The organism is Ligilactobacillus sp., assembly GCF_036846325.1.
GTDB lineage: Bacteria > Bacillota > Bacilli > Lactobacillales > Lactobacillaceae > Ligilactobacillus.
This window is the reverse complement of record NZ_DAIUCE010000090.1, coordinates 1-6,845: the sequence shown is the minus strand read 5'-3', so window position 1 is coordinate 6,845 and position 6,845 is coordinate 1. Positions and strand designations below refer to the sequence as shown.

Here is a 6,845-nt window from a genome sequence, read left to right as displayed (position 1 = left end):
AACAAGGCTTCCTTTTTTTGAGCCGCGGCTTCTTTTCTAGCATTGTCCAAAATCCCGTTGGCCGTTTTAGTGGCGGCATCAAGAGACTTTTCATAGCTGTTTTTCCGATAAGCAAAGCCAAACACGAATCCAAGCACCAATGTTACAATCGCGATCACGAGGATGACAAGCATATTTTCCAAATTTTGCCCCTCCGTCATCGTTTCAAGAATTGATTATTATCTTGTTGTGTTTTTATTAAGATGTTAAAAATGTTTTTACGCACAATAATATTTTAATGTTTTTCAGTGGTGTATGTCAATGCTTATTAGAAATAACAGGTTATGCACCCTGGAACAAAGGCAAAAGCAAAACAAGATAACTTTCATCAGTCATCCAGGCTCAGATACGTTTGAGCCTGAAAAATTTTGACAGCCAGAAAATTTTTCACAACCAAATAAAAAAGCTTTTACCGATTTCAAAATCGGTAAAAGCTGAATAGGTTCTTCCAACCAAACTTCAAAAACTATTTTGCACTGTCTTCAACTTTTTTTGATGCCTTGCCAGCCGATTTAGGACCTTTTTCATCATCGATTTTCAATTCGAGCTGTTCATCACCCTGATTATCACCAATTCCGTATGCCGCTCTGACTTTCTTTGTAACTTCTTCCATGATATCCGGATGTTCCTTCATATATTTCTTTGCGTTTTCACGTCCCTGACCAATGCGTTCCTCACCATATGAGAACCATGAACCGCTCTTCTTGACAATTTCCTTTTCAACTGCCATATCAATCAATTCGCCGGTCTTGGAAATTCCTTCACCGTACATAATGTCAACTTCAGCCGTCTTGAACGGAGGAGCAACCTTGTTTTTGACAACCTTGATACGGACGCGATTTCCAATAATATCTGATCCATCCTTGATCTGTTCAGCACGACGGACTTCCAAACGTACAGTCGAATAAAACTTCAATGCACGACCGCCTGGAGTCGTCTCAGGATTGCCAAACATAACTCCGACCTTCTCACGAATCTGGTTTATGAACAAGGCAATTGTCTTAGTTTTATTGATTGTACCTGAAAGTTTGCGCAAAGCCTGCGACATCAAACGAGCCTGCAATCCAACGTGCGTATCGCCCATTTCGCCTTCAATTTCAGCCCGGGGAACCAAGGCAGCAACTGAATCGACTACCACTATATCAATCGCACCGGATGAAACCAAAGCATCACAAATTTCAAGTCCCTGCTCTCCCGTATCAGGCTGCGAAAGCAGCAGTTCATCGATATTAACGCCCAGGGCCTGCGCATAAGCAGGATCAAGAGCATTTTCAGCATCAATATAAGCCGCCGTTCCGCCACGTTTTTGAACTTCAGCAACTGCATGCAATGCAACGGTTGTCTTACCAGAACTTTCGGGACCGTAGATTTCAACAATCCTGCCACGCGGAAAACCGCCTACTCCCAACGCTTCATCCAATGAAAGCGAACCAGTCGGCACAGTCGAAATCCTGGTATCGGCTTTATCGCCCATCCTCATAATAGAGCCTTTACCAAAGTTCTTTTCAATTTTTTTAAGAGCATTATCTAATGCAGCTTTTCTATCGTCGCTCACCGAAACCCCTCAACTTTCTTATAAATTGAACATTTGTTTTGTTTGTATACCCTATGATACTTGTTTTTTTATAAAAAAGCAAGTATATTACGAACTAAAGTTTGATTAACCTGCTTTTCCCTTACAGCTCCTCATTGATCAGAGCAAATCCGGCCAAAACGCTGCGGACTCGAACTGCATCGCGATTCCCATAAAAATGGTATTCAAAAGCGGCCGTTTCGCCGTGATATTCCAATCCAAACGGTTCCTGCGGGATTTCCCTCTAAAGTGTCAGGCCCGGCAACACCCGTAAACGAAACTCCAAAATCCGTATCCGTTTTAATCCTTGTCCGTTCGGCCATCCATTTGGCAGTCGCTTCGCTGACAACGCCATTTTCATCAATAATCTCCTTAGGAATATCCAGCAGGTTTTCCTTGGCGGATGCCGAATAGGTCACGAAACCGCCGGGAAAAATCCGTGAAGCACCGGAAATGTCCGTAACTGCCTTTTGAAATGAACCACCGGTCAAACTTTCAGAAGCAGAAACCGTCAAGCCTCTTTGCTTGAGCTTTTCAACGACAACCTTCGGAAGACTGTTGTCATCGCCATATCCATAAAGATATTGACCCACGCGCTCCGAAATGACCTGCTCCGTTTCATCAAGAATTTCCTTTGCGCTTTCCCTTGAAGCCGCTTGAGCGGTCAAACGAAGCGTGACTTCGCCAACTTTGGCATATGGTGCAATCGTCGGATTAGTCTGTCCGTTGATCACATCAGCCAATTCAGTCACCAATTGTGATTCACCAATACCGTAAAATCTCAAAACTCTTGAAAAAAGCAGATGTTCTCTTACATAATTTTCTTTCAATCTGGGCATTACTTCCCTGTCAAACATGGGACACATCTCGCTTGGGGGGCCAGGGAGCAAAATAAAGTCAGGTCCCTTGGAATTTTGATAATAACTGCCCACTGCCATGCCGCTTTCATTCGGAAGAGAAACTGAACCCTCGAGATATTTTGCCTGCAACAGATTGTTATCAGTCATTTTCCGGTTGTTTTGACGATAATACTCTTTGATGTACTCGAGGGCATCATTATTCGTCAACAGACCGCAATTTAAAAATTCAGCCACGGTTTGCTTCGTAAGATCGTCTTTTGTCGGTCCGAGTCCACCGGATAAGATAATCAGATCAGCCCGGCCAGAAGCAATCTCCAAAGCTTGAAGAAGTCTTTTTTCGTTGTCCCCGACAACCGTTTTAAAATAGACGTCAATTCCTAATTCGGCCAGGCGTTGACTGATAAATGTCGAATTAGTATCCGTTATTTGCCCTAATAAAATTTCCGTTCCGACCGAAATGACTTCTGCATGCATTAAAATCCCACCTATTCTTAAATACGCGAAAAGAACTTATTTCATTTTATTTTTCCTGTTAATTATTTCACGGCACAGAAACTTTTTCAAGCCTGTTGTGAAAATACAAACAGGGCCAAGAAAAACTCCTGGCCCCGCAAAATTATTTACTGAATGAATCCTCAAAAACCGCCCGACTGTTCCAGAAATAATCAATTCCTGAATAAACTGTAAAGAACAAGCAAATATAAAGCAGAATCTCACCGATTGGGAAATTAATATTTGCAAAGAAAACATTGTTTAAGTACAGGAATATAATTGAAAACATCTGCGTAAACGTCTTGATTTTGCCAGGCATCTTAGCCGCAATGACTTCACCGTCATTTTCAACCACGATCAACCTAAGCCCGGTAACCGCCAGCTCACGACACACGATGATTGCCGCAACCCATGCCGGAACCCTGCCCATTTGTACCAAAATGACAAAAGCGGTCATAACAATCATTTTATCCGCCAATGGATCGGCAAACTTGCCAAAATTAGTTACCAACTTGTTGCGACGCGCAATTTGACCATCAGCAAAATCCGTAATTGAAGCACATGCAAAAATAACAGCACCTATAAACTGCGTAACCGGAATAGAAGTTCCAGCGACCACAATGCTGCCCCAATCAAGCGGAAGCAATAATACTAACATGAATAACGGTATCAATAAAATTCGAATAACCGTCAACTTATTAGGCAAATTCATAATAATCCTCCCAAATCAAAAGGTGTTTGCACCCGTGCAAGGCTTTCAGTCTTGCCGATTGATATTACTACTTAAGATTAAGCGTAATCGTCCTGACTGTCAACGTGTCATTTTCCTTCTTATAATCAAACTTCTTTCCATTTAATTTAAGCGAAGTCGAATTTGAATTGCCTAAACTGATTGTAATCGTCGTCGTGCCTTGCGGAAGTTCGACAGTATGACTGCCACCGTCATTCAACGTTCCCTGCCATACCTGGGAACCATTTGACGAAACGGCGCTCCAGGCAGCGCTGCCGCTGACGGAAAGTTCCAATTTGTTTTTATCCGCTGCATTTTTAACGTCGTAAACGAACCTGGATCCTTCTGCAGAAACGTTCTCAATCGTTTGCTTAGTTGAAACCGCGGACTTCTTCTTAGCAGAAGACTTTGAATTTGCAGTCTTTTTAGCAGAAGACGTGCTTGCAGAACTTGCGGATGACTTCTTCTTCTTGACATCAGATGAAACTGAGACCGTCTGACTTGAGGAACTTTGAGACTCAGAATTCTTGCTGTGATTGCCCCAGGCAACGACATAAATCGTTCCAAGAATCGCAACGACAACGATCACAATGATGATTGTCGGCAAATAGTTCATCAGTTTGCCTAAAAAGTCATTCTTTTCTGCCTGTTCTAGTCTGACAGCTTCTGTTCTCGTCGTTGCTTCGCGGGCAACCGGAGCTTCGGTTTTAATTCCTGTTTTTTCTTCAAGCTGAGCGAGCAACTCATCACCGTCCAGGTCAACAACCTTGGCATACTGCTGAATAAAAGCCCGCACGTAAAAATCACCTGGAAGCGCATCAAAGTTTTCAGCTTCAATTGCAATCAAGTACCGCTTTTGAATCTTTGTTGTCTGTTGCAGATCGTCAAGCGTCAAGCCCTTCTTTTCTCTAGCTTCTTTTAAAGTTTGTCCAATCCCATTCATTGAAATCTCTCCAGTATTTTTCGTAATGATTGTGAAAATATTTGAAAACTCAGTCCATCAATAAGTATAACATATTTCAGCATCTAAAAATGATAAGAAAACCTTTATTTTAGCCATCCTCCGGTCGCATAAAGCGTCTGGCCCGTCAGATACCCCGCTTTTTCACTCAAAAGAGCCAAAACCCAATAGCTGATCTCATCAGGAGATGCAAACCGTCCAATCGGAATTTCGGCATCAATATCTTCTTTTTCGCTCTCGGAAAAAATCTTGTTCATCTGAGTGTCAACGGCACCGGGAGCAATAACGTTAACCGTTATCCCCAACGATGCGACTTCTTTTGCATATGCCCTCGAAAATGCACTCAAGGCACCTTTAACCGTGCTGTAACCGACTTCCATCGCACTGCCTGCACCGCCATAAACGGAACCTATAAAGACAATCCGACCACATTCAGACTCAGCAAGCCTGTCCTGAAGTGCCTGAACGATTCTGAGCGGAGTTCTGAGCTGCATCGTAATCATCATATCCAAATTATCCGGCGATAATTCTGAAAAAAGGCCGTAGTAAGTCGTCCCTTCCGAAAAAACAACCGCATTCAGCTTCCCGAAGATTGTATCGCAAATTTTGGAGATGTTGTCCGCATCCGTCATATCATATTGCAGGGCGATGAAATCCTGTTTAGGATGCCTTTTGGATATTTTTCCGACAAGCTCATCGATTTTTTCGCGATTTCGATAATAATGAAGATAAAGCGACCAGCCCTCATCGGCCAGGTCTTCTGCAACTTTTGAGCCAATATCTCCCGACGCTCCGAAAATCAGTGCCCACTTCACGCTTCTTCCCCCTTTGGAAGAATCTGATAAACGCTGACCGCTTCGGATCTGATGAATGATTCGGCCGTTTTCTCGACATCTTTCAAAGTCATCTTTTCAAGCAGTGGAACGACATCAAAAATCGTTGCATAGTCAAAAAGACTTCCTTCATAGCGATTGGCGATATTTTCAAGCGAATTCATCGCTGAAATGCTGCGCCCGATCAGCTCACGCTTGGCAAGCTCGAATCTTTCCTCTGAATTTTCCAGAATTGCTCGAGAGTTTTCAGCAATCTCGATAATCGAATTCGAAAAATCCTGCGGAAATTCAGTGTCGCCTGACATTGTCACAAAATGAAATCCTCGTTCAACCGTAACGTCATAACTGAAACTGTCATCCAAGATACCTTTATTGTATAATTCAAGATACTGTTCTGACGTTTCGTCATACAGCAAATACATCAGCATTTCCAGGGAAAGCTTGTAAAAAAGTCCGTCTCTTCCTTCCGGAACATCATCCAGACCCTTGATTCCAACAATTGCCGCAGGCCTTTGGACGCTCAGCTCATTCATCCGATACGGGATGATGTCCTTTCCTTCCTTGTCGGTTGAAAAAGATGTCCTTGTAATTTCAAACGGAGCATCAAACGTTTTGTTTGCCTGATTCTCTTTAATTAGATCCAGTACTTCGGTTTGATTGAATCCTCCGACCAAAAAAAGATTCATGTTGCCCGGCTGATAAAAAGTTCTGTAACAAGCGTATAAATCATCAGGAGTAATCTGTGCAATCGAATCCACCGTCCCTGCAATATCGCTTGCCAACGGATCTTCCGGATACAGATTTCCGATTATGCCAAAATAAAGCTGCCAGCTCGGGTCATCGTCATACATTTTAATTTCCTGGGCAATGATTCCGCGCTCCTTTTCAATTGTTTTTTCAGAAAAGTAAGGTTCCTGAACGAAATTCAATAAAATCTCAATGCACTTGTCAACGTTTCGGGTTGCAGAAAACAAGTAGCTTGTTCTTGTAAAACTTGTAAACGCATTGGAGGATGCGCCATACTTTCCAAAAAGATCAAAAGCATCATGATCTTCTTTTTCAAACATCTTGTGTTCCAAAAAGTGAGCAATCCCGTCCGGGACCTTGACCAATTCCTTTTTTCCATATGGAACGAACGTATTGTCGATTGAACCATAATCCGTCGTCAAAACTCCATATGTCTTATGAAAATTCTTTCGAGGCAACAAATTAACGCGCAATCCGTTGGCAAGAACGGTTGTATAAAGAACCTCATTGTACCGCGGATAATTTATCTCTTCCACGACTAATTACCTGCTATATAAAATGTGAACAAATGTAACCATTTTGTATATTTGACTACATTTGAGAAAAGAAT

At 42.4% G+C, this 6,845-nt stretch carries 6 protein-coding genes and 1 pseudogene; all 7 read right to left on the bottom strand.

Annotated features, from left to right (window positions below):
* The coding region (locus V7Z60_RS08015) for an Rnase Y domain-containing protein (RefSeq protein WP_442918907.1) at nucleotides 1–173 on the bottom strand (173 nt) is incomplete at its 3' end.
* Between the two features lie 332 nt (nucleotides 174–505).
* On the bottom strand, nucleotides 506–1,594 hold the full coding sequence (gene recA, locus V7Z60_RS08010) for a recombinase RecA (protein ID WP_334117310.1): 1,089 nt from the start codon (nucleotides 1,592–1,594) through the stop codon (nucleotides 506–508).
* 121 nt (nucleotides 1,595–1,715) lie between these two features.
* A pseudogene (locus tag V7Z60_RS08005) lies at nucleotides 1,716–2,946 on the bottom strand (competence/damage-inducible protein A).
* A gap of 142 nt (nucleotides 2,947–3,088) precedes the next feature.
* Nucleotides 3,089–3,676 carry a CDP-diacylglycerol--glycerol-3-phosphate 3-phosphatidyltransferase gene (gene pgsA, locus V7Z60_RS08000; RefSeq protein ID WP_334117309.1) on the bottom strand — a complete coding sequence of 196 codons (588 nt, stop codon included), beginning with the start codon at nucleotides 3,674–3,676 and terminating at the stop codon, nucleotides 3,089–3,091.
* 67 nt (nucleotides 3,677–3,743) lie between these two features.
* Nucleotides 3,744–4,637, bottom strand: a complete 894-nt coding sequence (locus tag V7Z60_RS07995; RefSeq protein ID WP_334117308.1) for a helix-turn-helix domain-containing protein — start codon at nucleotides 4,635–4,637, stop codon at nucleotides 3,744–3,746.
* Between the two features lie 104 nt (nucleotides 4,638–4,741).
* Nucleotides 4,742–5,470: an elongation factor P 5-aminopentanone reductase gene (ymfI, locus tag V7Z60_RS07990; RefSeq protein ID WP_334117307.1), complete on the bottom strand. Its 729-nt coding sequence runs from the start codon at nucleotides 5,468–5,470 to the stop codon at nucleotides 4,742–4,744.
* Nucleotides 5,467–6,771, bottom strand: a complete 1,305-nt coding sequence (gene yfmH / locus V7Z60_RS07985) for an EF-P 5-aminopentanol modification-associated protein YfmH (RefSeq protein WP_334117306.1) — start codon at nucleotides 6,769–6,771, stop codon at nucleotides 5,467–5,469. The genes ymfI and yfmH overlap by 4 nt, the downstream gene beginning before the upstream one ends.
* Nucleotides 6,772–6,845 lie beyond the last annotated feature (74 nt).